Annotated in this window: 25 protein-coding genes and 1 pseudogene; 13 read left to right on the top strand and 13 right to left on the bottom strand. The window is 72.4% G+C overall.

Annotation, left to right across the window (positions count from 1 at the left end):
- Window position 1: 1 nt before the first annotated feature.
- The 3 genes from AC6CKD_RS20580 to AC6CKD_RS20590 all read right to left on the bottom strand — a co-directional run bounded on the left by AC6CKD_RS20580 (window position 2) and on the right by AC6CKD_RS20590 (window position 3,487).
- Entirely contained in the window at window positions 2–664 is a 663-nt protein-coding gene (locus tag AC6CKD_RS20580) for a class F sortase (RefSeq protein ID WP_498328896.1), read from the bottom strand.
- A 580-nt stretch (window positions 665–1,244) separates the two neighbouring features.
- On the bottom strand, window positions 1,245–2,114 hold the full coding sequence (locus AC6CKD_RS20585) for a hypothetical protein (protein WP_498328897.1): 870 nt from the start codon (window positions 2,112–2,114) through the stop codon (window positions 1,245–1,247).
- Window positions 2,115–2,149: 35 nt separating this feature from the next.
- Window positions 2,150–3,487 carry a 3-oxoacyl-[acyl-carrier-protein] synthase III C-terminal domain-containing protein gene (locus AC6CKD_RS20590; protein WP_498328898.1) on the bottom strand — a complete coding sequence of 446 codons (1,338 nt, stop codon included), beginning with the start codon at window positions 3,485–3,487 and terminating at the stop codon, window positions 2,150–2,152.
- Window positions 3,488–3,615: 128 nt separating this feature from the next.
- Here AC6CKD_RS20590 and AC6CKD_RS20595 point away from each other — a divergent pair, with 128 nt between their 5' ends.
- Window positions 3,616–5,202, top strand: a complete 1,587-nt coding sequence (locus AC6CKD_RS20595; protein ID WP_498328899.1) for an NsdA family TPR-like regulatory protein — start codon at window positions 3,616–3,618, stop codon at window positions 5,200–5,202.
- 144 nt (window positions 5,203–5,346) lie between these two features.
- Here the strand turns inward: AC6CKD_RS20595 and AC6CKD_RS20600 are convergent, their stop codons facing one another.
- The 7 genes and pseudogenes from AC6CKD_RS20600 to AC6CKD_RS20630 form a co-directional block, all read right to left on the bottom strand.
- Window positions 5,347–5,877, bottom strand: coding sequence for a GNAT family N-acetyltransferase (locus AC6CKD_RS20600; protein WP_498328900.1), 531 nt, complete (start codon window positions 5,875–5,877; stop codon window positions 5,347–5,349).
- A gap of 43 nt (window positions 5,878–5,920) precedes the next feature.
- Window positions 5,921–6,861, bottom strand: a pseudogene (locus tag AC6CKD_RS20605) (SMP-30/gluconolactonase/LRE family protein).
- Window positions 6,862–7,270: 409 nt separating this feature from the next.
- A complete protein-coding gene (kdpC, locus tag AC6CKD_RS20610) occupies window positions 7,271–7,903 on the bottom strand; it encodes a potassium-transporting ATPase subunit KdpC (protein WP_498328901.1) in 633 nt (210 codons plus the stop codon).
- A gap of 72 nt (window positions 7,904–7,975) precedes the next feature.
- Entirely contained in the window at window positions 7,976–10,087 is a 2,112-nt protein-coding gene (kdpB, locus tag AC6CKD_RS20615) for a potassium-transporting ATPase subunit KdpB (RefSeq protein ID WP_498328902.1), read from the bottom strand.
- Complete coding sequence (kdpA, locus tag AC6CKD_RS20620) at window positions 10,084–11,748, bottom strand: potassium-transporting ATPase subunit KdpA (protein WP_498328903.1); 1,665 nt, start codon at window positions 11,746–11,748, stop codon at window positions 10,084–10,086. Before kdpA ends, kdpB begins: the two co-directional genes overlap by 4 nt.
- A 5-nt stretch (window positions 11,749–11,753) precedes the next feature.
- Window positions 11,754–11,843 carry a K(+)-transporting ATPase subunit F gene (gene kdpF / locus AC6CKD_RS20625; RefSeq protein WP_243330869.1) on the bottom strand — a complete coding sequence of 30 codons (90 nt, stop codon included), beginning with the start codon at window positions 11,841–11,843 and terminating at the stop codon, window positions 11,754–11,756.
- A complete protein-coding gene (locus AC6CKD_RS20630; protein ID WP_498328904.1) occupies window positions 11,840–12,019 on the bottom strand; it encodes a hypothetical protein in 180 nt (59 codons plus the stop codon). Before AC6CKD_RS20630 ends, kdpF begins: the two co-directional genes overlap by 4 nt.
- 247 nt (window positions 12,020–12,266) lie before the next feature.
- Here AC6CKD_RS20630 and AC6CKD_RS20635 point away from each other — a divergent pair, with 247 nt between their 5' ends.
- The 4 genes from AC6CKD_RS20635 to AC6CKD_RS20650 all read left to right on the top strand — a co-directional run bounded on the left by AC6CKD_RS20635 (window position 12,267) and on the right by AC6CKD_RS20650 (window position 16,625).
- Window positions 12,267–13,007, top strand: a complete 741-nt coding sequence (locus AC6CKD_RS20635; protein WP_498328905.1) for an SDR family NAD(P)-dependent oxidoreductase — start codon at window positions 12,267–12,269, stop codon at window positions 13,005–13,007.
- A 98-nt stretch (window positions 13,008–13,105) separates the two neighbouring features.
- Window positions 13,106–14,509 carry an aspartate aminotransferase family protein gene (locus AC6CKD_RS20640; protein WP_498328906.1) on the top strand — a complete coding sequence of 468 codons (1,404 nt, stop codon included), beginning with the start codon at window positions 13,106–13,108 and terminating at the stop codon, window positions 14,507–14,509.
- 255 nt (window positions 14,510–14,764) lie between these two features.
- On the top strand, window positions 14,765–15,682 hold the full coding sequence (gene pucL, locus AC6CKD_RS20645; RefSeq protein WP_489405292.1) for a factor-independent urate hydroxylase: 918 nt from the start codon (window positions 14,765–14,767) through the stop codon (window positions 15,680–15,682).
- A 250-nt stretch (window positions 15,683–15,932) separates the two neighbouring features.
- Window positions 15,933–16,625 carry a TIGR04222 domain-containing membrane protein gene (locus AC6CKD_RS20650; RefSeq protein WP_498328907.1) on the top strand — a complete coding sequence of 231 codons (693 nt, stop codon included), beginning with the start codon at window positions 15,933–15,935 and terminating at the stop codon, window positions 16,623–16,625.
- 21 nt (window positions 16,626–16,646) lie between these two features.
- Here AC6CKD_RS20650 and AC6CKD_RS20655 read toward each other — a convergent pair whose 3' ends face one another.
- A complete protein-coding gene (locus tag AC6CKD_RS20655; RefSeq protein WP_498328908.1) occupies window positions 16,647–17,114 on the bottom strand; it encodes a histidine phosphatase family protein in 468 nt (155 codons plus the stop codon).
- Between the two features lie 121 nt (window positions 17,115–17,235).
- Here AC6CKD_RS20655 and AC6CKD_RS20660 point away from each other — a divergent pair, with 121 nt between their 5' ends.
- The 5 genes from AC6CKD_RS20660 to AC6CKD_RS20680 all read left to right on the top strand — a co-directional run bounded on the left by AC6CKD_RS20660 (window position 17,236) and on the right by AC6CKD_RS20680 (window position 21,810).
- Window positions 17,236–18,522, top strand: a complete 1,287-nt coding sequence (locus AC6CKD_RS20660; RefSeq protein ID WP_498328909.1) for a phytase — start codon at window positions 17,236–17,238, stop codon at window positions 18,520–18,522.
- Window positions 18,523–18,773: 251 nt separating this feature from the next.
- On the top strand, window positions 18,774–18,992 hold the full coding sequence (locus AC6CKD_RS20665; protein WP_356515299.1) for a CbtB domain-containing protein: 219 nt from the start codon (window positions 18,774–18,776) through the stop codon (window positions 18,990–18,992).
- 30 nt (window positions 18,993–19,022) lie between these two features.
- A complete protein-coding gene (locus tag AC6CKD_RS20670) occupies window positions 19,023–19,772 on the top strand; it encodes a CbtA family protein (RefSeq protein WP_498328910.1) in 750 nt (249 codons plus the stop codon).
- A gap of 40 nt (window positions 19,773–19,812) precedes the next feature.
- Window positions 19,813–20,157, top strand: coding sequence for a hypothetical protein (locus AC6CKD_RS20675; protein ID WP_498328911.1), 345 nt, complete (start codon window positions 19,813–19,815; stop codon window positions 20,155–20,157).
- Between the two features lie 105 nt (window positions 20,158–20,262).
- Window positions 20,263–21,810, top strand: a complete 1,548-nt coding sequence (locus AC6CKD_RS20680; RefSeq protein ID WP_498328912.1) for an alpha/beta hydrolase — start codon at window positions 20,263–20,265, stop codon at window positions 21,808–21,810.
- Here the strand turns inward: AC6CKD_RS20680 and AC6CKD_RS20685 are convergent.
- Entirely contained in the window at window positions 21,764–22,402 is a 639-nt protein-coding gene (locus AC6CKD_RS20685; protein ID WP_498328913.1) for a TetR/AcrR family transcriptional regulator, read from the bottom strand. The genes AC6CKD_RS20680 and AC6CKD_RS20685 overlap by 47 nt on opposite strands.
- 133 nt (window positions 22,403–22,535) lie before the next feature.
- Here AC6CKD_RS20685 and AC6CKD_RS20690 point away from each other — a divergent pair, with 133 nt between their 5' ends.
- Complete coding sequence (locus AC6CKD_RS20690) at window positions 22,536–23,477, top strand: alpha/beta fold hydrolase (RefSeq protein WP_498328914.1); 942 nt, start codon at window positions 22,536–22,538, stop codon at window positions 23,475–23,477.
- Window positions 23,478–23,489: 12 nt separating this feature from the next.
- On the opposite strand, the gene AC6CKD_RS20695 is transcribed toward AC6CKD_RS20690, so the two are convergent.
- Complete coding sequence (locus tag AC6CKD_RS20695) at window positions 23,490–24,524, bottom strand: GlxA family transcriptional regulator (protein WP_498328915.1); 1,035 nt, start codon at window positions 24,522–24,524, stop codon at window positions 23,490–23,492.
- 179 nt (window positions 24,525–24,703) lie between these two features.
- On the opposite strand from AC6CKD_RS20695, the gene AC6CKD_RS20700 reads away from it, so the two are divergent.
- Both AC6CKD_RS20700 and AC6CKD_RS20705 read left to right on the top strand, forming a co-directional pair.
- Window positions 24,704–25,330 carry a TetR/AcrR family transcriptional regulator gene (locus tag AC6CKD_RS20700; protein ID WP_498328916.1) on the top strand — a complete coding sequence of 209 codons (627 nt, stop codon included), beginning with the start codon at window positions 24,704–24,706 and terminating at the stop codon, window positions 25,328–25,330.
- A gap of 12 nt (window positions 25,331–25,342) precedes the next feature.
- The gene (locus AC6CKD_RS20705) at window positions 25,343–25,915 is read left to right on the top strand and encodes a GNAT family N-acetyltransferase (protein WP_498328917.1); all 573 of its coding nucleotides are present in this window, start codon (window positions 25,343–25,345) and stop codon (window positions 25,913–25,915) included.
- The last annotated feature ends 4 nt before the right edge of the window (window positions 25,916–25,919 follow it).

The following is a 25,919-nucleotide window of genomic DNA, read 5'->3' on the forward strand; positions in this document are numbered from 1 at the left end:
GTCAGCGGGGGGTGCGGCGGTGGCCGGTGAGGCGGGCCAGGACGGTCGTTTCGCCGCTGGTCAGCCGGAGTTGGGCCCGTCCGGAGGGCACGCCCCGCTCGGCGATCCCGGTGGGGGAGACCCGGTACACGGTGAACACCGCCGTACGCCGGTCGACGCGCGGGATCTCGATCGTCTGCCCGCGCCGGAGTTCGCCGAGCCGGGGAAGGTCTCCGGAGACCGCGGCGGTGCCGGTCGAGCCCGGTGCCGGGCCCGAGGAGTCCCAGGTGGCGCTGTCCGTGACGGGGGGCTTGGCGTCGGCGGCCCCGGGCTCCGAGTCCCCCGTGCCCTGCCGTCCCTCCAGGCCGTCCGGCGGGGTACCGCCCGTGAGCGGTAGGTCCGTTCCGAGGCCCGGGATGACCAGCCGCAGCGGCCGCCAGGCCGGAAGGGTCGCGGCCGTCGACCGCCCGGGCCGCCGGGAGCCCTTGCCGGTGGCGTGTCCGCCGGAGTGCTCCAACTGCCGGGCCAGACGGCGCGGGCCGGACAGCCCCAGGACCCGCGAGGGCAGGGCGTCGCCTGCGGTCGGGGCGGACGGCCGGCCGCCTTCGGTGGTGTGCAACACCCCTAGGCCGGTGCACAGCAGAGCCACCGTCAGTACGCCGGCCACCCACTTGGCGCGGGGCATGGGGAATCCCTCCTGGTCCGGCTCGGGCGGCCGGTCCCGAGAGCAGTGGACCCCGCTCCGCCCCCCGGTGGGGAGCCCCACGCGTCGAACTGACGGCACGTCACTGCCGTGACGTCCTCCGCGGGGCGTGTCTTCGCAGATGGAGGCCGGTGGGCCGGGTGCGGACCTGCCGTGGGGGGCGTGCGGCCGAACGGGTGAGAACGTCAAGGGCGGGCCTTGGGCGTGTCGGATCGGCGGCACGTTCTGCCACATGCGAAAACCTGTCGAGCGGGACGATGTGACGAGTCGTCGGCTTGAGTTGCGGGCGTGGGCCGGGCGGCTTGTCCTGGAACCATGAATGATCCATACGCATATGCCCTGGTCATGGCGCCCCATTACTTCCCGAGCCTGCCGGACCCGCCGGACGGTCCGACCCGGTCCGCCTCGGACGCCGCTGCCCCTGCGCCTGCCGTTCCCGCCACCGACGCGGGCGTCGTCGGTGTCCGCCCGCTGCCCAGGAAGCGTTCCGAAGCCGCCTCCCGCAGGGCGTCCGCCAGGCCGTCCACCACGCGCCGCTCCCGCCAGGGTCGCCCCGCCGCGCTCACACCCGCTCCGGTGTCCGGGCGGGCCTCCGGACGGGAGGCAGGACGGGCGCCGCAGCCCGGGTGAGGTACCCGGTGCCGAGCGGCGGGGCGTCCACTTCGGTGGTGGCGGCCGCGGGCTGGAGCCCCGACAGGCGCCGCAGCAGGCCCGGAGCCAGCTCCGGGCCGACCGCCCGGGTCAGCTCCGAGGCCTCGGTGGGGTGGGCGTGCACCCAGCCGATGCGGCGCAGCCCCGACCAGCCCGTTTCCCCGGCGGCCTCCGCCAGGGCGCGGGCGGCGGGGGCCAGGGGCAGCAGGCTGATCACTGCCGGGGCCCCGAACCCCGAAGCCCCCGCCGGGGCCGCCCGTACGGACTCGGCGACCGCGAGCCGGGTGAAGGCCGGCCGGGGCAGCTCCGCGTGGTCGGCCAGGTCGCTGACGGTCGGGGCCAGGCAGTGCACCCCGGCCGGGAACCCGTCCCGTACGGCCGCGGCGGCGACCGTGCGCCCGGCGGGACCCGATTCCCCGACGGTGACCAGGTGGAACGCCGTACGCCCCTCCCCTCCGGAGGCGAGCGGCAGCAGCGCGGCCGCGGTGGCGGCGGGTTGCTCCACGCACCACACGGCGTCGAAACGGCCGGTGGGCGCGCCGGCCGGGGCGGACGCCGCCCCGGCCAGGACCTCCGCGCCCCGGCGCGCGTCGAGGCGGGCCGCGAAGAGGTCCACGTACTCGGGATAGAGCCCGATCAGCGCGAGCTGACGGGCCAGCAGCAGCCTGCTCTGCCGTACGTCGGTGGCGGTGAGCAGGGTCAGGTGGTGGCCGCGGCCGAGCAGCTCGGCGGCGAGCCGGATGCCGGTGGGGCTGGCGGCCCCGGCGAGGGCGATGTGCACGGCGGACTCGTTTCGAAGGGGTGGGGCGCGTGCGTCTACGCGGTGGCGGTGCTTCCGGGGGCTCCGGGTGCCGGGGCGGCCTGGACGGCCCGGGCGGGCTCGGTGGGTCGGGCGGCCTGGACCGACCGGTCGGGCTCGGTGGGTCGGGCGGACTGGACGGGCCGGGCGGCCTGGGTGGCCCCGGTGGTCTCGGCGGCGGCCGGGACGGGGGGCAGCGGTGTGGTGACGGTGACCTCGCCCGGGATCGCCACCCGGGTGAGGAAGGCACCGCGCTCGGGACCTGCGCCGATGACGGAGAAGCACACCGTGTCGCCCGCGCCGACCAGGCCGTTCACCACGTCGGTGTAGAAGAGCACCGGGGTGGCGGAGGTGACCAGGTTGCCGAGCTCGCGGGCGTGCGCGGGGGCCTTGTGGGTGTCCAGCCCGGCGAGCTGGTGGTAGTTCTCGACCAGGGCCGGGCCGGCCTGGTGCGTGTAGATCCGCCGGACCTCGTCCACGAAGCCGGGGCGGTGGGCGTCCATGGTCTCCTGGTTCAGCAGCATGCCACGCGAGTAATAGCGGGCCAGTTCCGGTCCGTTGAGTCCGAATGCGGAGAGTTCGGCAGCTCCGGGAAAGCCCGGCGGGTGGGCGGCGCCGCCGCCCGGGTAATGGATGAGCGGATCGCTGAATCCGGGATCGCCCCCGAAATCGTGGGAGTCGCGCGAATAGAAACCGAGGCCGCCCTCGAAGCTTTCGTCCCGCTCGAATACGAGCGCGGTAGCGGCATCGGAGAACAACGCCCCGGAACACCACAGAGTGTGCGCGAAAGGATGCTCTCCATCGGCGCCGCTGTACTGGGAGATGATGCCGTTCTCGTCGATTCCGATGGGGCTCGCGGCGTTGTACGAAATCACCAGGGCGCGGCGGGCCCCCGTCCGGGCCAGGTGCGCGGCGACACGGGAGAGCCCGCCGCAGCCCGCGCCGAGCTGGAGGGGTGGCACGCTGTCCGGGATGCGCAGGCGGCGCAGCAGGTTGAAGGCGTCCTGGTCGAGCATGATCTCGTACGGGGTGCACGTGGCGACGAAGACGGCGTCGATGTCCTCGGGTTCGGCGAGGGCGGAGCGCAGGGCGGCGCGGGCGACGTCGACGACGGTGTCGAGCGAGGCGAAGCGCTCCCGGTCCCAGCTCTTGGAGGTGACCCCGAGTATGCGCTCGATATCGGAGCCGCTGATTTCCTCGCCGGCCCGCTTGCGGTGCGGGATGTGCGCGAGCCGGGCCCATTCCTCGACGGAGATGACCTCGCCGATCTGGGCGCCGACGCCGGAAATCCGATAGGGGAACGGGTACGCGTACGCGGCGGGGGCGGGGGGATTGGCCGTTTCCGAGGCAGACATGCTTCTCCGGTCCGTGGAATCCGATGGGGACGGCTCCAGCGAACACCAGGGAGCGGACGGGGAGAAGGCAATGCGGGGGGCGCAGTGGTGAAAGCGTTGAATACGGGATCTCTCCCGGGGCGGGCCGCGTGAGCGGGCGGCGGGTGGCCAACGCCCGGCTGGGGGACCTGCTGGCCGAGGCCGGGTGGAGCGGAGCGGAACTGGCGCGGGCCGTCAACGCGCTCGGGACCCTGCACGGGCTGGCCCTGCGCTACGACCGGACCGCCGTCGCGCACTGGCTGTCGGGCACCCGGCCGCGCCGACCCGTGCCCGAGCTGATAGCGGCGGCGCTGACGGAGCGGTGCGGGCGGCTGGTCACGGTCGCGGAGGCGGGGCTCGGGGCGGGCGGCGCGGAGGGGCCGGGCGTACGGCCCGGGCCCGGTCCGGGGGCGGCGGCCGAAGTCGGGGCCGAGGGGCTGCTCCGGCTGGCGCTGCAGGCCAGGGCGGACGTGGACCCGCACAGCAGGGCGCCGCTGCTGCGCAGCCCGTACCAGCCGGTGCCGGTGCCGACTCCGGTGTGGGACCCGCAGCCGGCGGAGGGCGGCCCGGGCGAGGCCGCCGGGGGTGCGGGTGCGGCAGCGGGTGGGGGTGCGGATGCGCGCACGGCCACGGCCACGGGTACGCGCATGCCTACGGCTGCGGGTGCCGGCATAGCGGAGCTTGCCGCGCGGCGCCACCTCGCGGCGCACGCCGAGCAGTTGAGGGCCCTCGCGGCGAGTTTCTCGGGGCTCTACCTCACCCACGGCGGCGTCCACACCCGCGCGGCCCTGGCGGCCTGGCTGGCCCAGGACGCGGGCGCCTTCGCGGCCCGCCACCAGGGCCCGGGGCTCGCCGTCCGCGGCCGGGCCACCGGACGGTGGGCCCCCGGACTGGCGGCCCCCGGACTGGCGGCCCCCGGGCGGGCGGTGGCGGGGCCGGGGTGCGGGGCGGCGGACGTATGGCGCGGCTACGCCCAATTGGCGCACCTGCTCGGGGAGATGACGGCCGACTCCGGGTACCACGGGCTCGCGCAGGAGTACCACGGCATCGCCCTCGGGCTGGCCCGGCAGGCCGGGGACCGGCGGATGTACGCCATCACCCTGCGCGCGATGAGCGCGCACGCCGGCCGGCTCGGGCAGCCCGCGCACGCGGTGCGGCTCGCCAGGACGGCGGTGGAGACCGCACCCGCCGACGGGGAGCCCGGCACGCTGGCGTTCCTCCTGGTGCAGCGCGCGGCCGCGCACGCCCATGCCGGTCAACGGGCGCCCGCCGCCGCGGATCTGGCCGCCGCCGACCGGTTGCACGGGCGGCACGCGGTGAAGCCGCCCGACGGCCCCTTCGATTCGTACGCCCGGGCCGATCTCGACTTCGCCCGGGCCCGGACGCACCTCGCCCTCGGCGAGTTCCCGGCCGCGGCCGACGCGTTGGAGCGGTCCCTGCGCGGTCGCGCGGCCGGCCAGCACCGGGCCACCGCGCTCACCCACGCCGCCCTCGCCGAGACCCTGCTGCGCCTGGGCCACCTCACCCGGGCGTGCGAGCACTGGCGGGCGTTCCTCACGGCGGCCCCGGCGGTGCAGTCGCGCGCGGTGCGCGAGGCCCTCGGCCGGCTGCTGCGCGACCTGACCCCGTACCGGCGGACGCGGGAGGCGGTCCCGACCATCGCGATGGCCCGGGCGCTGGCGGAACGGCTGCCGTGACGCCCGCGGCGGCACGGCAGGGCCTCCGGGGCGGTACGGCGGGCCTCGGGCGTACGGCGTCCCCGGACGTACGGCGTCCCCGGACGTACGGCGTCCCCCGCGCGTACGGCGTCCCCCGGACGGTACGGCGGCCCCCGCGGCCGCTCAGTGCGGGGCGGCGGTCCGCCGGTAGCGGAGTTCGGGCACCGGGAAGCCGTCCGCCTCGTCGACCTGGACACCGCCGTCGGGGCGGAAGCCGGCGCGCTCGTAGAACCGGCGTGCCCGGGCATTGCCTTCGAGCACCCACAGCCGCACCGCGGGGTAGGGCGCCCGGCGCAGTACCTCGTTCAGCAGGGCGCGGCCGACACCGGTGCCGATGACGTCGGGGCGTGCGTACAGGGCGTACAGCTCGCCCTCGCCCCCCTGCGCGGGGCCGAAGGCGGCCCAGCCGAGGACCGCGCCGCCGGGGCCCTCGGCCACGAGGTTGGTCGCGGGGTCCGCGGGGTCGGCGAAGGCGGCGCGGCGCTGCTCCGCGTACTCGGCGGCGCTCAGGCCGTCCAGGTACGACTGCGGCATCAGCCCGGCGTAGGCGTGGCGCCAGCCGCTCACGCGCAGGGCTGCGACGGCGTCGATGTCGGCCTCGGTCATCTCGCGTACGGAGTGGCGGGTTTCATCCGCGCCGGTGGCGTCGTCCATGCGGGGAGTGTGCCAGCGGAGTCCGGCGCCGGGCACCGGGATTTCAGGGACGGCCGGGGCCGTCCAGCCAGGGCCTGCGCCCCGGTCCGGTCGGGTGGGTGCCGGTGACTCCCATGACCGCCGAGTAGAGGCTGGTCTCGGCGGTGATGAAGAGCCGGTTGCGCTTGGCCCCGCCCCAGGCGATGTTGGACACCGCTTCGGGCACGTCGAGCCGCCCGATCAGGGTGCCGTCGGGGTCGTAGCAGTGCACGCCGTCGCTCATGGCGGCCGCCCAGAGCCGGCCGCCGTCGTCGAACCGGAGGTTGTCGAAGCGGGCCCCCGGGCGGGCCGCCGCCTCCGCGAACACCTTGCCGTCCGAGAGGGTGCCGTCCTCGTACACGTCGAAGACGCGGATGCGGCCGCCGCGGGTGTCGGAGACGAAGAGCCGCTGCTCGTCGGGGGAGAAGACGAGGCCGTTCGGGGCCTCGAAGCAGTCGGCGGCCAGGCGCACTTCACCGGTGCCGGGATCGATGCGGTAGACGTTGTTGGAGCCGATCTCGCTCTCGGCGACGTAGCCCTCGTAGTCGCTGGTGATGCCGAAGTCCGGGTCGGAGAACCAGATCGAGCCGTCGGACCTGACGGCGGCGTCGTTCGGGCTGTTCAGCCGCTTGCCCTGCCAGCGGTCGGCCAGCACCGTGAGCGTGCCGTCGTGCTCGGTGCGCGTCACCCGGCGGTTTCCCTGCTCGCAGGTGATCAGCCGGCCCTGCCGGTCGAGGGTGTTTCCGTTGCTGTGCCCGGCCCCGCGCCGGAAGACGGCGACGGCCCCGGTCTCCTCGTCCCACCGCAGCATCCGGTCGTTGGGGATGTCGCTCCAGACGACCTGGCGCCACGCGGGTACGTAGACGGGTCCCTCGGCCCGCGGCAGCCGGTGTACAGGACTTCCAGCCCGTCGTCCCCGTTCATGCACCGTCCGGTCCGGAACCGCTCGTCGAACATCTCGTACATGAGATTCCCCCTCACCCCACCTGAGCCGAATCTACTTCGGCTGAGTAGCAACACTGCAAGATTGGGTATGGCCAACGCAAGATCCTTCCGAAGGGAGAGGCGTGGATCACAGCCGCTGCCCCCCCCGTCGGGGCGAGCCGGAGCGAGCCGGGACCGGCCGAAAGGCGAGGCGGGACGAGGGGTCCGGAGGTCACTCTTCAAAGGGGGAGCAAAGCCCCGCCCCGCAACCGGTCCAGCACCAGCGAAGGAGCACCATGTCGGCCACCGCCCCCTCCCTGAAGTCCCTCGCCCGGCGCGTCTTGCGGAGCCTGAACCGCCCCGCGGTCGCGGTGCTCCTGGAGTCGGAGAACCTCCTCGTGCACACGCCCGGCCCCGGCGTGGTCTGGCCGCGCGTCAGTGGCCGGCACCGTCAGCGCTTCAGGTCCCGCAGGGCCGTGTTCAGCTCCAGGACGTTGACGCGCGGCTCGCCCATGAAGCCGAGGGTGCGGCCCTCGGTGTGGGCCTTCACCAGCTTCGCGACCTCCGCCACCGGGAGCCCGTTGCGCTGTGCGACGCGGGCCGTCTGGAGCTCCGCGTACGCCGGGGAGATGTCCGGGTCCAGGCCGGAGCCGGAGGAGGTCACCGCGTCCGCCGGGATCTGGGCGAGCCGCGGGGCGTAGCCCGGCACGGTGTTGTCGAGCAGGATCTCGGCCTTCGCCTCCCGCACCGACTTGAGCAGCTCCGGACTGTCCGCCGCCTTGTTGGTGGCGCCGGAGACCAGCAGCCCGTACTGGGTGTTGACGGTGTTCTCGGCGAGTCCCGCCGCCGGGCGGCCCTGGAACCAGCGCAGGTCGTCCCCGTACGACTGGCCGATCAGGGAGGAGCCGACGACCTTGCCGCTCGCGTCCTTGATCTCGGAGCCGTTGGCCTGGTGGCCGAAGGCCGCCTGGGCGATGCCGGTGATCGCGAGCGGGTAGAGGACCCCGCACAGCACGGTGAGGACGAGGAGGGCGCGCAGCCCGGCCCCGAGCAGGCGGCCGGTGTTGCCTACGGAGTTGTTCATGGGGATCAACACGTTCCTAAAATCAGCGGAGCCCTAAAATCAGCGGAGCCCTAAAATCAGCGGAGCCCTGGTTCAGCGCAGGCCGGAGATGAGGGAGACGGCCATGTCGATGAGCTTGATGCCGATGAACGGGGCGACGAGGCCGCCGAGTCCGTAGAGGGTCAGGTTGCGCCGGAGCATCTTGTCGGCGCTGGTGGGCCGGTACTGGACGCCCTTCAGGGCGAGCGGGACCAGGGCGATGATGACCAGCGCGTTGAAGATGACGGCCGAGAGGATCGCGGAGTCGGGGGAGTGCAGGCCCATGATGTTGAGCTTGTCCAGGCCCGGGTAGACCGCCGCGAACATCGCCGGGATGATCGCGAAGTACTTGGCGACGTCGTTGGCGATGGAGAAGGTGGTCAGCGCGCCCCGGGTGATCAGCAACTGCTTGCCGATCTCCACGATTTCGATGAGCTTGGTGGGGTTGGAGTCCAGGTCGACCATGTTCCCGGCCTCCTTGGCGGCCGAGGTGCCGGTGTTCATGGCGACACCGACGTCGGCCTGGGCGAGGGCCGGGGCGTCGTTGGTGCCGTCGCCGGTCATGGCGACGAGCTTCCCGCCGGCCTGTTCCCGCTTGATGAGGGCCATCTTGTCCTCGGGGGTGGCCTCGGCGAGGAAGTCGTCGACGCCCGCCTCTTCGGCGATGGCCTTGGCGGTCAGCGGGTTGTCGCCGGTGATCATGATGGTCTTGATGCCCATGCGCCGCAGCTCGTCGAAGCGTTCGCGCATGCCCTCCTTGACCACGTCCTTGAGGTGGATGACACCGAGGACGCGGGCACCCTTCTCGTCCTCCACCGCGACGAGCAGCGGGGTACCGCCGGCGCCGGAGATCGCGTCGACCTCGGCTCCCGCGTCGGGGGCGACCGTACCGCCCTGTTCGCCGACCCAGGCGGTGATCGAGTTGGCGGCGCCCTTGCGGACCTTGCGGCCGTCCACGTCGACGCCCGACATGCGGGTCTGTGCGGTGAAGGGGATCCATTCGGCGCCGGTCAGTTCGCCCTGGTGGCGTTCGCGCAGGCCGTACTTCTCCTTCGCCAGGACCACGATGGAGCGCCCCTCGGGGGTCTCGTCGGCCAGCGAGGACAGCTGGGCGGCATCGGCCAGCTCGGCGGCGTTGGCGCCGGTGACGGGGACGAACTCGGAGGCCTGCCGGTTGCCGAGGGTGATGGTGCCGGTCTTGTCGAGGAGCAGGGTCGAGACGTCGCCCGCGGCTTCCACCGCGCGTCCCGACATGGCCAGGACGTTGCGCTGGACCAGGCGGTCCATGCCCGCGATGCCGATGGCGGAGAGCAGGGCGCCGATGGTGGTCGGGATGAGGCAGACCAGCAGCGCGGTCAGCACGATCATCGACTGCTCGGCGCCCGCGTACTTCGCGAACGGCTGGAGGGTGACCACGGCCAGCAGGAAGACGATGGTCAGCGAGGCCAGCAGGATGTTGAGCGCGATCTCGTTGGGGGTCTTCTGCCGGGAAGCGCCCTCGACCAGGTTGATCATCCGGTCGATGAAGGTCTCGCCGGGCTTCGTGGTGATCTTGATGACGATCCGGTCGGAGAGCACCTTGGTGCCACCGGTGACGGCGCTGCGGTCGCCGCCCGACTCGCGGATGACCGGGGCCGATTCACCCGTGATCGCCGACTCGTCCACGGACGCGACGCCTTCGACGACGTCACCGTCGCCGGGGATGACGTCCCCGGCCTCGCACACGACCAGGTCGCCGATACGCAGATCCGTGCCCGGCACCTGCTCCTCGACGGCGCCGTTCAGGCGACGGGCGACGGTGTCGGTCTTGGCCTTGCGCAGGGTGTCGGCCTGGGCCTTGCCCCGGCCCTCGGCCACCGCCTCCGCGAGGTTGGCGAAGATCGTGGTCAGCCACAGCCAGGCGGTGATCGCCCAGCCGAAGAGGTTGCCCGGGTCGGAGATCGCCAGCGCGGTGGTCAGTACGGAACCGATCAGCACCACGAACATGACCGGCGACTTGACCATCACGCGGGGGTCGAGCTTGCGCACCGCGTCCGGGAAGGACTTCAGCAGCTGCTTCGGGTCGAAGATCCCGCCGCCGATCTTGGCCTTCTCGGGCTTGTGACCGCTGGGCAGGTCCCCGTGCGGGGCTCGGGTGGGGGTGACGGTGGGGGTGACGGTGCTCATGAGGCGAGCCCTTCGGCGAGCGGGCCCAGCGCCAGGGCCGGGAAGTAGGTGAGGCCCGTGACGATGACGATCGTGCCGACGAGCAGGAAGGTGAACAGCGGCTTCTCGGTGCGCAGGGTGCCCGCCGTCGCCGGGACCGGCTGCTGTTCGGCGAGCGAGCCCGCCAGGGCCAGGACGAAGACCATGGGCAGGAAGCGGCCGAGCAGCATCGCCAGACCGGTGGTCGTGTTGAACCACTGGGTGTTGGCGTTCAGGCCGGCGAAGGCCGAGCCGTTGTTGTTGCCGGCCGAGGTGTAGGCGTAGAGGACCTCGGAGAAGCCGTGCGCGCCGCCGTTGGACATCGAGTGCCCGGGGGTGGGCAGGGCCATCGCCAGGGCCGTGAAGCCGAGGACCAGGGCCGGGGTGATGAGGATGTAGCAGGCGGCGAACTTGATCTGGCGGGTGCCGATCTTCTTGCCGAGGTACTCGGGGGTGCGGCCGACCATCAGGCCGGCGATGAACACCGCGATGATCGCCATGATCAGCATGCCGTAGAGCCCGGAGCCGACGCCGCCGGGCGCGATCTCGCCGAGCTGCATGCCCAGGAGCTGGATGCCGCCGCCGAGACCGGTGTAGGAGGAGTGGAAGGAGTTGACGGAGCCGGTCGAGGTCAGCGTCGTGGCGACCGAGAAGATCGCGGAGGCGCCGATCCCGAAGCGGGCCTCCTTGCCCTCCATCGCACCGCCCGCGGCCTGGAGCGCCGGGCCGTGGTGGCCGAATTCCGTCCACATCATGAGGGCGGTGAAGCCGAGCCAGATGGTGACCATCGTGGCGAGGATCGCGTAGCCCTGGCGGACCGAGCCGATCATCCGGCCGAAGGTGCGGGTGAGGGAGAAGGGGACGAGGAGGATCAGGAAGATCTCGAAGAGGTTCGAGAAGGGGGTCGGGTTCTCGAAGGGGTGGGCGGAGTTGGCGTTGAAGTAGCCGCCGCCGTTGGTGCCCAGCTCCTTGATGGCCTCCTGCGAGGCGACCGCCCCGCCGTTCCACTGCTGGTTCCCTCCCGTGAACTGTCCGACCCCGTGGATGCCGGAGAAGTTCTGGATGACCCCGCAGGCCACCAGCACGACCGCGGCGATCACCGCGAGCGGGAGCAGGATGCGCACGGTGCCGCGCACCAGATCGGACCAGAAGTTGCCGAGCTCGCCGGTGCGGGAGCGCGCGAAGCCCCGTACGAGGGCCACCGCCACGGCCATGCCCACGGCGGCGGACAGGAAGTTCTGCACCGCCAGGCCGCCGGTCTGGACGAGCGGTCCCATGGCCTGCTCACCGGCGTACGACTGCCAGTTCGTGTTCGACACGAAGGAGGCGGCCGTGTTGAAGGCCTGGTCCGGCTTGATGGAGACGAAGCCGAGCGAGCCGGGCAGGTGGCCCTGCAGGCGCTGGAGCAGGTAGAGGAAGAGGACGCTCACCGCCGAGAAGGCGAGGACCGAGCGCAGGTACGCCGGCCAGCGCATCTCGGCGTCCGGGTCGGCGCCGACCGCCTTGTAGATCCACTTCTCGGGGGCGTAGTGCTTCTTCGAGGAGTAGGCGCGGGCCATGTGATCGCCCAGGGGGCGATGGGCGAGGGCCAGGGCCGCGACGAGCGCGAGCAGCTGGAGCACCCCGGCGAGGACGGGACTCATCGACGCTAGAACCTCTCCGGGAAGACGAGGGCGACGACGAGGTAACCCAACAGCGCGACGGCGACCAGCAGGCCGATGACGTTTTCGGCGTTCACAGCTTGGCCACCCCCTTGGCGACGAGGACCACCAGCGCGAAGACCGCGATCGTGGTGACGACGAAGGCCAGATCGGCCATCGTGAGCTCCCGGAGGGTTCGAGGGCGGGCGTTTTTCGGACACCTCTGAGTGGAACGCCTTTTCGGCTCCTCACAGGCTTCCTTGACGGGCCCCATACGCCCGTCGGCGCGGCCTTGACGGGTCTCTAACGCGCGGGGACGTGCCGTTCGCTCGGAGTGAGTGGATATGTGTTGATGTGCCCGGTATGTGGCGATATTGGGTCGAGAGGTAAGAGGCAAGATTCCGTATACCGGAAATCTATTTCCGACATGTGGTATCCCGCGTTATGCTCCGGCCGTCCGCCTGCGCAAAGCGGCAAGCGGCAAGCGGCAAGCGAAGCGAATCCCTGCCAGGAGGAATGCCATGTCCGAGAGTCGTGTCGCCCTGATCACCGGTTCCTCCTCCGGCATCGGCGCGGGCATCGCCCGCAGGCTGGCCGCGGCCGGCATCCGCGTGGTCCTGAACTCGGCGCGCAGCGAGAGCGCGGGCAAGGCGCTCGCCGCCGAACTCCCCGACGCGGTCTACGTACGGGGCGACGTCGCGGACGCCGACGACGCGCGGCGGATCGTTCGGACGGCGATCGACACGTACGGACGGCTCGACGTCCTGGTCAACAACGCGGGCGTCACCCGGTTCATACCCCTGGGAGACCTGGACGCGGCCGACGCCGACGCCTGGCGCGAGATCTTCGAGGTCAACGTCATCGGCACCTGGCAGCTGATCACCGCCGCCACGCCCCACCTGCGGGAATCCGGGGCGGGCTCGATCATCAACATCTCGTCGGTCTCCGCGACCCGCGCGCTCGGCAGCTCGATCCCGTACGCCGTCAGCAAGGCCGCGGTCAACCACATGACCCGGCTGCTGGCCTCCCATCTCGGACCCGCCGTCCGGGTGAACGCGATCGCACCCGGCCTGATCGACACCCCCTGGTACGAAGGCGAGGACCAGGTCTGGGAGAGCTCGCGGGAGTGGATCACGGAGAACACCCCGCTGCGCCGCGTGGGCACCCCGGAGGACGTGGCCGATGCAGCGCTCTACCTGGTCGACGCCGCCTACACGACCGGCGACGTGCTCACCGTCGACGGCGGCCGGCACGTCGTCTGACCCGGCTCGGACGCGGTGCCGGCGCGGCTCCGACACCGCCCCGGCCGCCCCGGCCCCTCCCCACCGGATTCCACATCGTGGACAACTACCCTCGGAATATGAACGCAGAAGCCGACGCACGCGACGCCGCCACACCGGCCACCTCCGCACAGGCCGCCGCACAGGCCACCGCACAGGCCACCGTGAAGGCCGACGACCGCAGTCACGTCTTCCACTCCTGGTCGGCCCAAGAGCTCATCGACCCGCTCGCCGTGGCCGGTGCCGAGGGTTCCTACTTCTGGGACTACGACGGCAACCGCTTCCTCGACTTCTCCAGCGCCCTCGTCTACACGAACATCGGCTACCAGCACCCGAAGGTGGCCGCGGCCATCGCCGGGCAGGCCGGGAAGCTCTGCACCGTCGCCCCAGGCTTCGCCGTCGACGTGCGCTCCGAGGCCGCCCGGCTCATCGCCGAGCGCACCCCGGGCGACCTGGACAAGATCTTCTTCACCAACGCGGGCGCCGAGGCGGTGGAGAACGCCGTCCGCATGGCCCGGGTGCACACCGGCCGCCCCAAGGTGCTCTCCGCGTACCGCTCGTACCACGGCGCCACCTCCACCGCGATCAACCTCACCGGGGACGCGCGCCGCTTCGGCAACGACACCGCCACCGCCGGCGTCGTGCACTTCTGGGGCCCCTTCGCCTACCGCTCGCCCTTCTACGCGGCCAACCCCGCCGAGGAGTGCGAGCGCGCGCTGCGCCACCTGGAAGACACCATCGTCTTCGAGGGCCCGCAGTCCATCGCCGCGATCATCCTGGAGACCGTCGGCGGCGCCCCCGGCGTGCTCGTGCACCCCGACGGCTACCTGGCCGGCGTCCGCGCGCTCTGCGACCGCTTCGGCATCGTCTTCATCCTCGACGAGATCATGGTCGGCTTCGGCCGCACGGGTAAGTGGTTCGCTTCCGAGCACTGGGACGTCACCCCCGACCTCATCTGCTTCGCCAAGGGCGTGACCAGCGGATACGTACCCCTCGGCGGGGTCGCCATCTCGGCCGCCATCGCGGAGACCTTCGCCCGCCGGCCCTACCCGGGCGGGCTGACGTACTCCGGGCACGTACTGGCCTGCGCCGCCGCCGTCGCGACGATCAACGTCATGGAGGAGGAGGGCGTCGTCGAGCAGTCCGCCCGCACCGGTGCGGAGCTGCTCGGGCCGGGCCTGGCCGCCATCGCGGAGCGCCACCCGTCGGTCGGGGAGGTCCGGGGTCTGGGCACGTTCTGGGCTCTGGAGCTCGTACGGAACGAGGAGACGCGCGAGCCGCTGGTTCCGTACAACGCCGCCGGGGCCGACAACGCGCCGATGGCCGAGTTCGGGGCGGCCCTGAAGAAGGCCGGGCTGTGGCCGCTGCTCGCCGGGAACCGGATCCACGTCGCGCCGCCCTGCAACGTGTCGGCCGAGGACGTGGAGAAGGGGCTGCGGATCATCGACGAGGCCCTGACGGTGGCCGACGCGCACACGGTCTGACCTGCGCAGATCGTACGGTTGCCCAAGCCGTGGGTGCCTGTTCTCGGAGGATCCGCTCCCTTACGAACGGCATGTGGACGTGCTGGAATCAACAGGCACCTACGGACCGGGATGCACGTCAGTCCCGGGGCGGTCCACGCGAGGAATCGGCGTGACCGAACGGCGGGGGGCGGGCTGCGCGTCCGCCGGACGCCGGGCGTACGGGATCCAGACGACCGGACTCCGTGTTCCCGAGTACCCGAAGGAAGACAGCGCATGAGCAAGCACATCCTCGCCCAGAACCAGTACGGCAAGGCCGAGAACCGCATCGTCAAGGTCACCCGCAAGGGCAGCGACGGTTCCTGGCACGAGATCCGCGACCTCAACGTCTCCGTAGCGCTGCGGGGCGAGTTCCGCGACGTCCACCTCACCGGTGACAATGCCAACTGCCTGCCCACGGACACCACCAAGAACACGGTGTACGCCTTCTCCAAGGAGCACGGCGTCGCCTCCCCCGAGGCGTTTGGCATCCTGCTCGCCAAGCACTTCGTCTCCTCCCAGGCCCCGATCCGCGAGGCGCAGATCCGCGTCGAGGAGTACGCCTGGGAGCGGATCCCGGTTCCGACGCGCAAGGAGCAGCACTCCTTCGCCCTCAAGGGCACCGAGGTGCGCACCGCGCAGATCACGTACAGCGAGACCACCGGTCTCCAGGTGATCTCGGGTCTGAAGGACCTGACCGTGATGAACTCGACCAACTCCGAGTTCCACGGCTTCATCAAGGACAAGTACACGACGCTGCAGGAGGCGTACGACCGCATCCTGGCGACCAAGGTCACCGCGCGCTGGGCGCACTCGGCGCTCGCCGCCGACGACGCCGGGTACGACTGGGACCAGTCGTACAAGAAGGTCCGCAAGAACATGCTGGAAGCCTTCGCGGAGACCTACTCGTACTCCCTGCAGCAGACCCTGAACCAGATGGCCGAGCGCGTGCTCGACAACTGCCCCAAGGTCAACGAGGTGCGCCTCAACCTCCCCAACAAGCACCACTTCCTCGTCGACCTGGAGCCCTTCGGCCTCAAGAACGACAACGAGGTCTACTTCGCGGCCGACCGCATGTACGGCCTCATCGAGGGCACGGTGCACCGCGACGGCGTCCAGCCGGTCATCGCGACGAGCGACTGGATCGTGGCCTAACGCCCGCTCCACCCACGGAATTTCGGCCCGGACCGCGTCGCGGGGTCCGGGCCGCTCCGCGTTCACGGTCCGGACGCGTCCGGCAGGCCCGGCTCGCCCGGTACGCCCGGTCCGGCAGGCCCCGGTCGGTCCCGCCCTGCGCCCGTGAAGCTCAAGTGTTGCTCTGAGATGGCGGGAAGAGGGTTGGGCGCTGCGCCGTCAGGTGACACTGCCGACAGGTGAAGTGGGCCGGAGCGGGGGCGGGTCTGACATGGGGTGGGTGTTCCGGTGGATCGTCAGGGGCTCGGGCGAGACGCGGACTCTGGACGTGTATGACGTCGCGTTCCTGGCGGGCGGGGCGCGGCGGGTGGTGGACAGCGCGGTCATCGCGTTGAACCGGCGCGGGCTGCTCGTGGTGCACGCCGCGCAGGTGCGCACGGTGGACGGGGAGCTGCCCGGGCATGCGGTCGAGCGTGCCGTGTTCGCGTTCTGCGGCCGCACCAAGAGCATCGACGCCGTACGCGCCGGCCTGCAACGCTCCCGGGAGGTCGAGGAGATCGCCCGTGGGCTGGCCACATGGGGCCTGGTGGAGGGCGCGGACCGTCGGGCGACCCGTGCGGGCCGGCGACACCTCCAGCGGGCCGAGCGCGACCCGCGCATGCCGGCGTACGTCTTCGTCGAAAGCGCCATGCTCAGGGAGCCAACGGTGCGGCGCCCGGTCGGCCGCCCGCAGGCGGCTCCATCCCGCCCCGGTCCGACGCCGAGGAGCAGCGGTCAGGGCCCGACGTCGGGGCGCAGGTTCTCGCGCGTGGACGTCGACTCCGGTCCCGGCTGGCATACGGGCACGCACTCCGACGGCGGAGGCCACGGGGGCCACGGAGGTGGCGGAGGCCACGGGGGCCACGGAGGCGGCGGAGGGGACGGAGGCGGCGGTGGTGGAGGTGGCGGAGGAGGCGGTGAATGAGGCGGTGAATGAGGCGGTGCGTCAGGCGCTGCCCGGCGGATCCGCCGGCCGGCCCACGAGCAGGTTCCACCGCCCGGAACGCCCCGTGAGCGTGGTGACCGACTCCGGCCGCACGTCGAGCCGCCAGAAGGCAGCCGCGGGCAGCTCCAGGGCCCACACCACGGCCGCCCGTACGACGCCCTGCCCGACCACCACCCGGTGCGTACCCGGCGCCAGGGTGCCCAGGTGTGCGCCGACCCGGGTGATCAGCGCCTCCACCGACTCCCCGCCGCCCGCAGGCGCGTACGAGGTGTCGGTCATCCACCGTCGCAGCCCCTCGGGGTCCTCCCGGGCCACGTCGTCCATGGGCCGCCCGGCCCAGGCTCCGTGATCCTGGCCGCGCAGTTCCTCGTGCCCCGGGCACGGATCCGCGTACGGGAAGCGGTGCAGGCGCGCCGCCGCGTCCAGCGGGGGTGTCACGAGCCGGACTCGTGCGACGGTGGGGTGCACCGTCTGATTGTCCCGGGCTTTCGCATCGCGTTCAACCATCGGCCACCTGTCGGGCGCGGTCATGACAAGCGACCCGGCGAGCGTCGTTCCTTCAGGGCAAATCCCTTGTAAAGGAAGAACATTGAGCCTACGTTCGGCCGCCCGCGCCACCGCGCTCGTGCTGTGCACCGCACTCGCCGCGTCCGTCGCGCTTCCGGCACAAGCTTCCTCGAGCAGCGGCATCCGGCCCCAGGCCGAGACCGCGCCGCTGTACGACGACGAGGCCGGTGGCGACGCCAACGCGGATGACCCGTCGATCTGGCGCAACGCCGCCGACCCGGGCCGCAGCTTGGTGATCGCGACCGCCAAACAGGGCGGTCTGCGGGTCTACGACCTGGAGGCCCGGCAGGTGCAGTCGCTGCCCGCCCCGGCCGGGCCGGGCGCCGACGACGCACCCGGCCGCTTCAACAACGTCGACCTGGTCAACGGCCTGCGCCTGGGCGGCGGGCGCGCCGATGTCGCGGTGGTCAGCGACCGGGGCAACGACCGGCTGCGGATCTACCGGATCGACCGCAACCGCCCCGGCGGCCCCCTGGTCGACGTCACCGACCCGGCGGCGCGCCCGGTCTTCTCCGCCGACCAGGCGGAGATCAACGAGCAGAAGACCGCGTACGGCCTGGCCACCTGGACGGACCGGAAGACCGGCCGGTCCTACGCGGTGGTCAGCCAGCGCAACCGCACCCGGATCGCCCTGCTGGAGCTGGTCGCCACCCCCGCCGGCACGGTCGACTACCGCCAGGTGCGCACGCTCGACCTGCCGTCCTCCTTCCGCCTGCCCAACGGCGCCGCGTGGACGCCCTGCGCCGAGCCGGGCGAGCTGCCGCAGGTCGAGGGCATGGTCGTCGACCCCGCGGACGGCACCCTGTACGCGGGGCAGGAGGACGTCGGGATCTGGCGCATCGACGCGGGCCTCACCGGCACGCCGAAGCTGATCGACAAGGTGCGCGAGTACGGAGTGCCCGGCACCTACGACGAGGAGACCGAGGAGTGCGCGCCCGGCGCCGATCCCGGCTACGGCGGCAAGCGGCTGACGGCCGACGTCGAAGGCCTGACCCTGGTCACCGAAGCCGACGGCGACGGCTACCTGCTCGCCTCCAGCCAGGGCGACGACAGCTTCGTCGCCTATGACCGCGAGCGCGACGACCACAACGAGTTCGAGGGCGCCTTCCGCATCACCGCGGCCTCCGCCACCCTTGACGGCTCCGAGGTCTGCGACGGCGCCGCCGCCCTCAACGCCCCTCTCGGCGCGCGCTACCCCCGCGGCCTGCTCGTCGTCCAGGACGGCCGGGAAACCCCGGGTGACGGCGACCGCGAGGCGACCGGCTTCAAGTTCGTCGACCTGGGCGAGGTGGTCGACGCCATCGGCTGACGCCATCGGCTGACACCTCCGCCCGGCGGGACGGCGGTCGAAACGGAACCCTCTTGCGGGGACGCTGTAAGGCCGCCATAAAGAGCGGTACGGTATCGGACGACAAGACGACGGTATGACGGAAGTCCGGTTGAGAATCCGGCACGGTCGCGCCACTGTGAATCCTCCCGGAGGGGGAGGAAAGTCAGACCCGCCACCGTCGTCGCAAGCACCACTGACCGGGACGCGTGTTCCCTCTGGAGGTTCCTGCCATGGCCGACTCCGCCGTGCCCACGACTGCCGCCCCGCTGGCCGTCGCACCCATCTCGCTCTCCACCCTGGCCCCTTGGGCGCTGTTCGCCGGCGTCCTGATGCTGGTCCTGCTCTACCTCGTCGGCGCCGAGCAGGGCGCCACCGCGATCTTCGAAGGCGACACCGTGCACGAGTGGATGCACGACGGCCGCCACCTCCTCGGCTTCCCCTGCCACTGATCCACCGATCCGCAAGGGACCGAAAACTTCATGAACCCCATTTCCCCCCGCGTGCTCCTCGTCAGGGGCATGCTCGCCGGCCTGCTGGCCGGGGTCGCCGCGTTCCTCGTCGCGTACTTCCTGGGTGAATCGCAGGTCGACGCGGCGATCGCCCTCGAGGAAGCCGGAGCCCACGACCACGGCGGCGAGGCCGCCCCGGTCAGCCGGGCCCTCCAGGCCACGGCCGGTCTGGGCACCGGAACCCTGCTCTACGGGATCGCGCTCGGCGGCATCGCCGCGCTCGTCTTCTGCTACGCCCTGGGCCGGATCGGCCGCTTCGGCCCCCGGGCCACGGCGCTGCTGGTGTCCGGCGGTCTGTTCGTCACCGTCACCCTGGTGCCGTTCTTCAAGTACCCCGCCAATCCGCCGGCCGTCGGGGACCCCGAGACCACGGTCCAGCGGACCACCCTCTACGTCCTGATGCTCGCGCTCGGCCTGCTGCTCGCGGCGGCCGCGCTGATCCTCGGCCGGCGCCTCGCACCGAGCCTGGGCAACTGGAACGCCTCGGTCACCGCCTCGCTCGCCTTCGTGGCCGCCGTCGGCATCGCGTACGCGTTCCTGCCCGGCGTCAACGAGGTGCCGGCGGACTTCCCGGCGGCGCTCGTCTGGCAGTTCCGGCTCGCCTCGCTCGCCATCCAGGCAGCGATGTGGACCACTTTCGGCCTGGCTTTCGGATTTCTTGCCGAACGGGCCCTTGTCCCCACCCGAACGCCCAAGGAGGCTGTACAGCCTGCGAGTTGACGTCTTGCGGGCAAGTAACTGAGAGGCTGGTGACGGCGCGGTGACGACGGCGACCCGAGGGCTCGGAGGCCACCGAAGACCCAAAGGCCGCCGGGAGGGGCCGCACCGGCCGCTCCGCCCGCACCGCCCGTACGGGCAGCAGTGGCGGGAACTGCGGGAGTGGCGGGGCTGGACGGGCGCCGCCCCGTTCTGGCTCAACTCCGTGATCCTGCTGCTGAGCCCCTTCATCACCGTCACCCTGCTCGCGCAGGTCGGCATCATCGCGGGCCTGACCGCCATCGGCGGCCTGGCCCGCCACCTCTGGTCGGGTGACTACGGCCATGCGGCCATCCACACCGCCGCCGTACTGATGGGTGCGGCGGCGGTGGCGGTCGTGGTGGCCTGACGGGGGTCCGGCACGGCGGCCCGACGGCAGCCCGGGGGCTAGCCCCCGAACGGCTGTCCCGGCTGCCGGATGGGGTGGCGGCCGATGCTCAACCATCCTCGTTGCATGACCACTTACCGCGGCAAGGCCGCACTCGTCGCCCTCTGCGCCACGGCCGTGGCGGCCACGCTGACCGGCACCGCCGCCGCCACGGCCACCACCGCCACGGCGACCGACACCACCACGGCCCGCGGCACCACCACGGCCCGCGGCACCGCGCCCGCCCTGGACTGGACGGCGTGCACCCACACGGGCCACCTCGACGGCCAGCAGTGCGCGAAGCTGTCCGTCCCCCTCGACTACGCCGACCCGGCGGGCCCGCAGGTCGAGCTCGCGGTGTCCCGGCTGCCCAGCACCCGTCCCGCCGCCCGGCGCGGGACGCTGGCCGTCGTCCCCGGCGGGCCGGGCGGCTCGGGCGTGCAGCGGCTGTCGCAGAAGGGGGCCGCGCTGGCAGGCCAGTTGGCCGGCGCGTACGACATCGTCGCGCTCGACCCGCGCGGAGTCGGCGGCAGCGTCACCGCCGAGTGCGGCCTGGACGCGGCCGACCGGCGGCTGACGACCCTGCGCTCCTGGCCCGGTCCCGACGGGGGGATCGCGGAGAACGCCGAGCGCTCCCGCCGGGTGGCCGAGGCCTGCGCCGCGAACGGCGGCCCGGTGCTGCGCAGTTTCACCACCGCCAACCAGGCGCGCGACATGGACCGCTTCCGGGAGGCCCTCGGCGAGCGGAAGCTGTCGGTCTGGGCCGTCTCCTACGGGGCCTACGTGACGGCGGTGTACGCGCAGAAGTTCCCGGAGCGCACCGACCGCCTGGTGCTGGACAGCAGTGGGGACCCCGACCCGAAGCGGGTCGCGCGCGGCTGGCTCGCGAACATGGCGCAGGGCGCCGACGACCGCTTCCCCGACTTCGCGGCCTGGGCGGCGGACCCGGCGCGGGCGGGGGAGGGGCTGCGGCTCGCCGAACACCCGGACCACGTACGCCCGTTGTTCCTGGCGCTGGCCGCGGAACTGGACCGTGCCCCCAAGCCGTCGGACGTACCCGGGCTGCCGCTGACCGGCACGATGCTGCGCCAGGCCCTGCAGGCGGCCCTCTACGGCGACGCCCAGTTCCCCGCCTTCGCCCGGCTCGTCCGCGCGGCCCAGGACCCCGCGGCCGTCCCGGAGCTGCCCAGGGAGCTCGCCGGAGTGCTGCCCGACACGGACGCGTCGCTGATGGTGGGGGTCATCTGCAACGACGTGGCCTGGCCGAAGAACGTCTCCGGGTACGAGCGGGCGGTGGCCGCGGACCGCGCCGCGCACCCCCTGACGGCCGGGATGCCGGCGAACATCACCCCGTGCGCCTTCTGGAAGGACGCCCCCGCCGAACGCCCCACCCGCATCACCGACCGGGGTCCCTCGAACATCCTGATGGTCCAGAACCTCCGCGACCCGGCGACCCCGTACGCCGCCTCCCTGAAGATGCGCGAGGCCCTCGGCTCGCGCGCCCGCCTGCTCACCGTCGACCACGGCGGCCACGGGGTGTACCCGGGCCAGGGCAACGCCTGCTCCGACCGCACGGTCACCGCGTACCTCACGACGGGGGAGCGTCCGCCGCGGGACTCCTCGTGCCCGGCCTGAAGATCCGGTCCAGGTGGTGGCGCAGCACCGCGACGGCCGACTCGGGGCTCCGCTGGCCGACCAGGATGCCGGTGCCCATGGTCGCCGCCATGGCGAGCAGGCTGATCGCCTCCGTGCGCGCGTCGGCGTCCGGGTCGGCCAGGCCGGATTCCTGGGCCCGGCCGATCAGCTCGGCCACCGCGTTCTCGGCGGCGTCGGGGTTGTCGATGAAGGGCTGGGCGGCGAGCGCCTCGTCGGTCACGGACAGGATCGAGTACGAGCTGTAGAGGAGGTGGAAGGTGCGGCTCTCCTCGTCCGTCGGCAGGGAGGCCAGCAGCAGCGCCTCGATCGTGGTGCGCGGGCCGGGATCGGGGCCGGCGGCGGCGAGCCGCGCGGCCACCCGCGCGGTGAAGCGGTCGGTCAGGTGCTGGAGCCCGTAGAAGAGCAGCTTCTCCTTGGTCTGGAAGTAGTACTGGACGAGGCGCAGGGAGACCCCCGCCTCGGCTGCCACGTCGCGCATGCCGACCGCGTGCAGCCCGCGCCGTCCGGCGACGCGGATGAGTGCCTCGGCGATCTGGGCGCGCCGTTCCTCGTGGTCCACGCGTTTCGGCATGTTCTGGTGTCTCCGCCCGTCGGTGCCCGTCGGTGATGATCCCGCGGCTCGTTTTCATGGTACCGCCGTATCAACATCGTGGTACGGTCGTATCACGAAAGAACGGATCCTCGATCCTCCAGGAGGTGCCCCCGTGCCCGACAACAAGCCCCGTGTACGCCGCGACATCGGCCGCTACGTGAGCGACGAGCTGCGCGACCGCTACTTCGCCGCCTGCGACGCGCTCTACGCGATGGGTGCCCCCGCCCGTTCGGAGACGGACGTGGAGACGAGCTTCGGGACCACGCACGTCTACCGGTACGGCCCCGCGGACCCGGCGGCGGAGGCCCGTACGCCCGTCGTCCTGATCCACGGCTCGGGCGGCTGCTCGGCCCAGTGGTACCCCAACACCGCGGCCCTCGGCGCCGACCGGCCCGTCTACGCGCTCGACACCCCCGGCGACCCGGGCCGCAGCGTCCAGCGCGAGCCGATGTGGCAGCCCGAGCGCGCGGCCCAGTGGATGGACGAGGCGCTCGACGCCCTCGGCCTCGACCGGGTCCACCTCGTCGGCTCCTCCTACGGCGGCTGGCTGGTCATCAACCAGGCGCACCTGCGCCCCGGCCGCCTCGCCTCCGTCACCGCCCTGGACCCGGGCGGCCTGGAGAAGGTGGGCCTGCGCTTCTTCGTGTGGATCTTCGCCAGCCTCTTCGCGACCTACGCCCCCAAGGCGCTGCGGCCGCGCCTGGCCAAGTGGCTGGAGCAGCCGGTCCTGGTCGTCCCGGAACTGCGGACGTGGATCCAGGCGGGCGTCCGCGCCTTCCGGATCCGGCGCCCCGCCCCGCGGCCGCTGTCGGACGCGGAACTGGGCTCGATCCGCACGCCGTTCTACCTGATCATGGGAAAGCGGAGCCTGCTCGTGCACCCGAAGCGCCAGCTGGAGCGGGTGCCGCGGGTGATCCCCGGCGCCCGCGCCGAGATCGTCTCCGCGACCGGGCACGGCCCGCAGATCGACCACCCCGAGCTGGTCAACGCCCGGATGCTCAGCTTCATGGAGGACGTCGACTCCCTCGACCCGGCCGCGCGCGGGGCCGCGTAGCAACGTGTCGGCTCAGCCCGCAGCGGTGCGGAAGCGGAGCCGGTACTCCGTCGGCGTGGTGCCCAGCGTGCGGCGGAACGCCCGGACGAGGGTGTCGGCGGTGCCGAACCCACAGGTGGAGGCGATCCGTGCGACCGTGGCATCGGTGGCCTCGAGCCGGTTGCGCGCCAGCTCCACGCGGGCCGACTCGACGTAGGCGGCCGGGGTCATGCCCAGCTCGGACTTGAAGATCCGGGCCAACTGCCGCTCGCCGACGTGCGCGTAAGCGGCGATGTCGGCCAGGCTGAGCCGGTCGCCGAGGTGCCGCCCGATGAAGTGCCGCAGGTCCTCGCCGCGCCGCGTCGCGGAGACGGGCTCCAGCGGGACGCTGAACTGGCTCTGCCCGCTCGGCCGCTTCAGGTACATCACCAGCTGCCGGGCCACGCGCAGGGCGACGGCCTCGCCGAAGTCCTCGGCCACCAGGGCGAGGGAGAGGTCCAGGCAGGCGCTGATCCCGGCGCCGGTCCACACCTCGCCCTCCCGGATGAAGACCGGGTCGGCGTCCACCTCGACCGCCGGGTGGTCGGCGGCGAGCTGTTCCGCGGTGGACCAGTGGGTGGTGGCCCGCTTGCCGTCGAGCAGCCCGGCCGCGGCCAGGAGGTGCGCCCCCACGCAGACGGAGGCCACCCGGCGCGAGCGCGCGGCGAGCGTCCGCACCCAGTCGACGACCTCCGGATCGGTGAGGGCGCGGACGCGGCGGTCGGCGTCGAGCTCGACCGCGCCGGGCACCAGGAGCGTGTCGATGCTCCGCGCGGCGGCCTCGTGGAAGGTCAGGTCCGGCAGGATGCGCACCCCCGCGGAGGTGGTGACGGGGTCGAGCGTCCGCGCGGCCAGGGCGACCCGGTAGCCGGCCGCGTCGTCCGTCTCCCGCGGGACCAGGGAGAACACCTCCGGAGGCCCGGTGACGTCCAGCAGGTCCACGCCCTCGAAGAGCACGATCACGATCGGCCGCGCGACGGGCCCCAGGGGCGCGGAATCGAGGTCCAACCGGTGTCCACAGGTCTCCATGACGTCTCCATCGCGGCGGCTCCCTCGCGTCTGCGTGGGCACTCCCGGCCGACGCTTACGGGTAGATGTTTGCAACGCTAACACAGGTCGTAAGCGCTGATTACGAATGGCCGGGATGTCGAGTCGCTGCACGCCATGACGCCCAGGTCGGAGTTGTTAGCGCTGCTACCATCGAAGCCATGTCAACGGCCCGAGAGCGCATTCTGGAAGCCACCGCGGAGCTGCTCGCCACCAAGGACGCGGCGGCGATCTCCACCCGGGCCATCTGCGACCGGGCCAAGGTCGGCATGCCCGAGATCTACCGCCAGTTCGGCGACAAGGAGGGGCTGCTCACCGCGGTGGCCGACCTCGGCTTCGAGCGCTTCCTCGCCAACAAGAGGCGCAATCCGCAGACCGGCGATCCGGTGGCGGACCTGCGCACGGCCTGGGACAGCCACGTGGCGTTCGCGCTCGGCAACCCCCACCTCTACCGGCTGATGTTCACCCCGGCGGGAGCGGCCAAGCCGCAAGCCATCGGGGAGGCGCAGGCCCTGCTCCTGACGGCCGTGGAGCGGTGCCGCGCCGCCGGGCGGCTGCGGACGGCCCCGGCGCTGGCCGGACGGTCGATCCTCTCCGCGAACGTGGGCGTGTGCCTGATGGCGCTGTCCTTCCCCGAGTCGTTCGGGGACCTGGACATCTCGCAGGCGGTGCGCGACGCGGTGATCGGCAAGGTCACCGGCGACGAGCGGGAGGACACGAGGATCGGCGCCGCGACCGTCCTCGCCCAGGCCCTGGTCGACACCCTCACGGGATCGACCCCGCCGTGACATCGTGGGGGGATGGCCATTGAAGTTCGCCCGGCTTCGGTCTTCGAGGACGTCCGCGCCCTGCTCGGCCCGAAGTCGCCCGGGGCCAACGTCTGCTGGTGCCTGAGCTACCGGATCCCGTCCAAGCTCAACAACGAGATCCGTGGACCGGCCCGCGGTGAGTACGTCGCCGGACTGTGCCGGGCCGGGGTCCCTCCGGGAGTGCTCGCCTACGACGGTGACGAGCCCGTCGGCTGGGCCGCCGTGGCACCGCGCTCGGACACCTCCTTCGCCCACAGCCGCAAGATCCCGTACGTCGACGACCTGCCGGTCTGGTCGCTGTGGTGCGTCCGCGTACGCCCCGGCCATCGTAAGAAGGGGGTCTCACACGCCCTCATCGCCGGTGCGGTCGAGTTCGCCCGGTCCCACGGAGCGCCGGCGGTCGAGGCGTACCCGCTCGACAACGAGGGCGCCAAGGTCGACCTGACGATGGCGTACGCCGGGATCCGGAAGAACTTCGAACGTGCCGGGTTCACCCACGCCGCCGACACCACCTCGGTGCTGGCCGGTCACCCCCGCGTCCTGATGCGGCTCGACCTGCGCTGACCGC

The sequence above is a fragment of the Streptomyces sp. GQ60 genome, from assembly GCF_059758875.1.

Excerpts from the sequence above, each read along its gene's own strand:
- AC6CKD_RS20580 (WP_498328896.1), bottom strand. The coding sequence starts at position 664 with ATGCCCCGCGCCAAGTGGGTGGCCGGCGTACTGACGGTGGCTCTGCTG.
- AC6CKD_RS20590 (WP_498328898.1), bottom strand. The coding sequence starts at position 3,487 with ATGTCTGCCTCGGAAACGGCCAATCCCCCCGCCCCCGCCGCGTACGCG.
- AC6CKD_RS20600 (WP_498328900.1), bottom strand. The coding sequence starts at position 5,877 with ATGGACGACGCCACCGGCGCGGATGAAACCCGCCACTCCGTACGCGAG.
- kdpC (WP_498328901.1), bottom strand. The coding sequence starts at position 7,903 with ATGAACAACTCCGTAGGCAACACCGGCCGCCTGCTCGGGGCCGGGCTG.
- kdpB (WP_498328902.1), bottom strand. The coding sequence starts at position 10,087 with ATGAGCACCGTCACCCCCACCGTCACCCCCACCCGAGCCCCGCACGGG.
- kdpA (WP_498328903.1), bottom strand. The coding sequence starts at position 11,748 with ATGAGTCCCGTCCTCGCCGGGGTGCTCCAGCTGCTCGCGCTCGTCGCG.
- AC6CKD_RS20630 (WP_498328904.1), bottom strand. The coding sequence starts at position 12,019 with ATGGGGCCCGTCAAGGAAGCCTGTGAGGAGCCGAAAAGGCGTTCCACT.
- AC6CKD_RS20635 (WP_498328905.1), top strand. The coding sequence starts at position 12,267 with ATGTCCGAGAGTCGTGTCGCCCTGATCACCGGTTCCTCCTCCGGCATC.
- AC6CKD_RS20640 (WP_498328906.1), top strand. The coding sequence starts at position 13,106 with ATGAACGCAGAAGCCGACGCACGCGACGCCGCCACACCGGCCACCTCC.
- pucL (WP_489405292.1), top strand. The coding sequence starts at position 14,765 with ATGAGCAAGCACATCCTCGCCCAGAACCAGTACGGCAAGGCCGAGAAC.
- AC6CKD_RS20650 (WP_498328907.1), top strand. The coding sequence starts at position 15,933 with ATGGGGTGGGTGTTCCGGTGGATCGTCAGGGGCTCGGGCGAGACGCGG.
- AC6CKD_RS20665 (WP_356515299.1), top strand. The coding sequence starts at position 18,774 with ATGGCCGACTCCGCCGTGCCCACGACTGCCGCCCCGCTGGCCGTCGCA.
- AC6CKD_RS20670 (WP_498328910.1), top strand. The coding sequence starts at position 19,023 with ATGAACCCCATTTCCCCCCGCGTGCTCCTCGTCAGGGGCATGCTCGCC.
- AC6CKD_RS20680 (WP_498328912.1), top strand. The coding sequence starts at position 20,263 with ATGACCACTTACCGCGGCAAGGCCGCACTCGTCGCCCTCTGCGCCACG.
- AC6CKD_RS20685 (WP_498328913.1), bottom strand. The coding sequence starts at position 22,402 with ATGCCGAAACGCGTGGACCACGAGGAACGGCGCGCCCAGATCGCCGAG.
- AC6CKD_RS20695 (WP_498328915.1), bottom strand. The coding sequence starts at position 24,524 with ATGGAGACCTGTGGACACCGGTTGGACCTCGATTCCGCGCCCCTGGGG.
- AC6CKD_RS20700 (WP_498328916.1), top strand. The coding sequence starts at position 24,704 with ATGTCAACGGCCCGAGAGCGCATTCTGGAAGCCACCGCGGAGCTGCTC.
- AC6CKD_RS20705 (WP_498328917.1), top strand. The coding sequence starts at position 25,343 with ATGGCCATTGAAGTTCGCCCGGCTTCGGTCTTCGAGGACGTCCGCGCC.